This window comes from Rhodomicrobium udaipurense JA643, from assembly GCF_000636015.1.
Lineage (GTDB): Bacteria > Pseudomonadota > Alphaproteobacteria > Rhizobiales > Rhodomicrobiaceae > Rhodomicrobium > Rhodomicrobium udaipurense.
Map to the genome: position 1 here is coordinate 1 of NZ_JFZJ01000199.1, position 3147 is coordinate 3147.

At 64.3% G+C, this 3147-nt stretch carries 3 protein-coding genes and 1 CRISPR repeat array; all 3 genes read left to right on the forward strand.

Annotated elements, in window-relative coordinates:
- Positions 1-142 precede the first annotated feature (142 nt).
- From cas4 to cas2, 3 genes are read left to right on the forward strand one after another with little or no spacing between them, the layout of a single operon-like run.
- Positions 143-814, forward strand: a complete 672-nt coding sequence (gene cas4 / locus T281_RS16700; protein ID WP_037242143.1) for a CRISPR-associated protein Cas4 — start codon at positions 143-145, stop codon at positions 812-814.
- Positions 811-1845 carry a type I-C CRISPR-associated endonuclease Cas1c gene (cas1c, locus tag T281_RS16705; protein ID WP_037242150.1) on the forward strand — a complete coding sequence of 345 codons (1035 nt, stop codon included), beginning with the start codon at positions 811-813 and terminating at the stop codon, positions 1843-1845. Before cas4 ends, cas1c begins: the two co-directional genes overlap by 4 nt.
- Positions 1846-1854: 9 nt before the next feature.
- Positions 1855-2145: a CRISPR-associated endonuclease Cas2 gene (cas2, locus tag T281_RS16710; RefSeq protein WP_037242152.1), complete on the forward strand. Its 291-nt coding sequence runs from the start codon at positions 1855-1857 to the stop codon at positions 2143-2145.
- 214 nt (positions 2146-2359) lie between these two features.
- Positions 2360-3131: direct repeats of the CRISPR family, unit length 32 nt; unit sequence GTCGCTCCCCGTGCGGGAGCGTGGATCGAAAC.
- The last annotated feature ends 16 nt before the right edge of the window (positions 3132-3147 follow it).

A 3147-nucleotide genomic window follows, 5' to 3' on the forward strand; every position in this document is an offset into this window, starting at 1 on the left:
TAGGGCGCAACATTGACGGGGAGTTCCGCGATGTCGAAGATCGAGGGATCGACAATGCGCCGCCAGCACGCAAATTCACTGACTACAAAGTGGAAATCGATCGCGCCAATCTGCCCGACGGCGTCGAAATCATCGAACGGCTGTGACGGAGGACGACGGTGCCAACTCGCAGGTTGATGAGCGGGAGCCGATCCCGCTCTCAGCATTGCAGCACGCGGTCTACTGTCTCCGTCAGGCGGCGCTGATCCATCTCGAACGCCTATGGGAGGAGAACCGCTTCACAGCCGAAGGCCACGTCCTGCACGTCGCTGCCGACAAGCCGGGCGGTCGACGCGCTCGCGGTGTGCGGCGCGTGACGGCGCTTGCCATCGGCTCCCCTCGCCTCGGCATCGCAGGCGTCGCCGATCTCGTCGAGTTTCGCGCGGAGGGCGATCACGAGATCGCGTTTCCGGTGGAGTACAAGCGCGGCAAGCCGAAGCCCCATCGCGCCGACGAGGTGCAGCTTTGCGCGCAGGCGCTTTGCCTCGAAGACATGACGGGCCACGCTGTGCCCGCAGGAGCGCTCTTCTATGCCGAGACGAAGCGGCGAGTGGAGGTCGCCTTCGACAACGATCTCAGGACGCTGACGCTGTCCACCATCGAGGCGTTGCGAGATGTGTTCGCATCGCGCGTCACGCCATTGCCGACGCAGCAACGAAGCCGCTGCCGCGCCTGCTCGCTCGCTGGCCTCTGCAAGCCGGAAATCGCCGGCCGCGCCGTCCGCGACTGGCGGCGCCGAACGGTCGACCGCATGCTGGCGGGAGAAAGCCGATGAAGAAGCTGCTCAACACCGTCTACATCACCACCGAGGGAGCGAGCCTTCGCAAGGATGGCGAGAACCTCGTGGCGGAGGTGGACGGCGCGGAACGGGCGCGGGTGCCCTTCCACATGCTGTCTTCGTTGGTGATCTTCGGCGCGATCTACATTTCGCCTGCGCTGATCGGTGCCTGCGCGGCTTCCGGCATAACCATTGTCCTTCTCGACCGTGCTGGCCGCTTTCAGGCTCGCGTGGAAGGGCCCGTGAGCGGCAACGTGCTTCTGCGCCGCGCTCAATATCGTGTCTCGGATGCGCCAGCGGAGATCGTCCGTTCGCTGGTGGTCGGCAAGATCGCCAACCAGCGAGCCGTTCTGATGCGTGCCCTGCGTGATCATGGGGAGGCGTTCGCGGTCGAACGAACGGCCGCCATCGAAAGCGCGGTGGATCGCCTTGCCTACATCATCGCCCGCGTCGAGCGGAAGGACCACAGCGCCGACACGATGCGCGGCTCGGAGGGCGAAGCGGCCAACCTCTATTTCTCGGTCTTCGACGATCTGATCCTCAGTCCGTCCCCTGATCTGCGTTGGCGCGGCCGCTCGCGCAGGCCGCCGCTCGATCCCATCAACGCGGTGTTGTCTTTTCTTTACGCGCTCCTGACCCACGATTGCCGCTCTGCGGCTGAGGCCGTCGGCCTCGATCCGGCCGTCGGCTTCCTGCACCGAGACCGTCCGGGGCGGCCATCGCTCGCTCTCGACCTCATGGAAGAATTGCGGCCGGTGCTGGCCGACCGGTTGGCGCTTTCGCTGATCAACCGCCAGCAGCTTCATGCCAGCGATTTCGTGACCGAGGATAGCGGCGCTGTCCGCATCAAGGACGACGCCCGTAAAGTTGTCCTGACCGCGTGGCAGGAACGTAAGAAAGACGAGCGCGTGCATCCTTTCCTCGACGAAAAGGCACCCCTTGGTCTTGTGCCCTATTTGCAGGCGCAAATGCTCGCCCGCCATCTGAGAGGCGACATCGACGCTTATCCGCCCTGGTTCTGGAAATAGGAGGCGCGCTTGCTTGTGCTGGTGACCTACGACGTCAATACGATCGAAGGCGACGGCAAGGCGCGCCTCAGATCGGTGGCCAAGGCTTGCCGCGATTTCGGACAGCGCGTGCAGTTCTCCGTCTTCGAGATCGAGGTCGATCCCGCACAGTGGACGCGCCTGAAGGCGCGGCTGGAAGCCATCATCGATCCCAAGCACGACAGCCTGCGCTATTATCATCTCGGAGCGAATTGGCAGCACAAGGTTGAGCATGTTGGCGCGAAGCCCGCCGCCGACCTCGGCGGTACGCTGATCGTTTGACGAGGTATTGGCTCCTTCGCTCCTTTTTCTAAAACGAGCGCGAACCCCAAGCGTGTCGTCACTTCCCGGCTGGTTCGCGCGAGAAAGGCTCTTTGAAATCGTGAGCAATTCCTTCGGCGTGACGAGAACTTCTTCGACTTCTATGCTGCCAAAGCCGAGGTTCGCGCTGATCGGGGGCTTTTGGAATAGACGTCAATACGTTAAACAGGGAACGGTCGCTCCCCGTGCGGGAGCGTGGATCGAAACTGAAAGCTGTTCGCGGTCACGGTTGGCAGCGGCGTCGCTCCCCGTGCGGGAGCGTGGATCGAAACCGCACGCCCCCCCGCCAACAGCCGATCCTGGGGCGTCGCTCCCCGTGCGGGAGCGTGGATCGAAACGCCGTCGTGCCGTCGCCGATGGTGAGCACGTTCGGTCGCTCCCCGTGCGGGAGTCCCCGTGCGGGAGCGTGGATCGAAACCAACGGAACGCAGCGGGATCACGGCAACGAAACGTCGCTCCCCGTGCGGGAGCGTGGATCGAAACTGGGATATCGGCGTTGGTGACTCGACCTGCATCTGGTCGCTCCCCGTGCGGGAGCGTGGATCGAAACGCTGACGGATCAACCACGATCAGCGTCCCCTGCGGTCGCTCCCCGTGCGGGAGCGTGGATCGAAACAGCGTCCGCGAGGAGGCGATGAGCGGCCTGCGGGGTCGCTCCCCGTGCGGGAGCGTGGATCGAAACCCGCGGCTGGATCGAGCCGAGCTTGCCGTTCTTCACGTCGCTCCCCGTGCGGGAGCGTGGATCGAAACTCCTTCTTGCTGTATGCAGCGGCGGCTGCTGCGGTCGCTCCCCGTGCGGGAGCGTGGATCGAAACACGAGCTTCTCGACGGCGGCGCGCACGTCCGGATGTCGCTCCCCGTGCGGGAGCGTGGATCGAAACGCTCGCGGGAAACCGTTGAGCCTCAAGACCGCGAGTCGCTCCCCGTGCGGGAGCGTGGATCGAAACGAGATTGACGCCAAAA

Excerpts from the sequence above, each read along its gene's own strand:
- cas1c (WP_037242150.1), top strand. The coding sequence starts at position 811 with ATGAAGAAGCTGCTCAACACCGTCTACATCACCACCGAGGGAGCGAGC.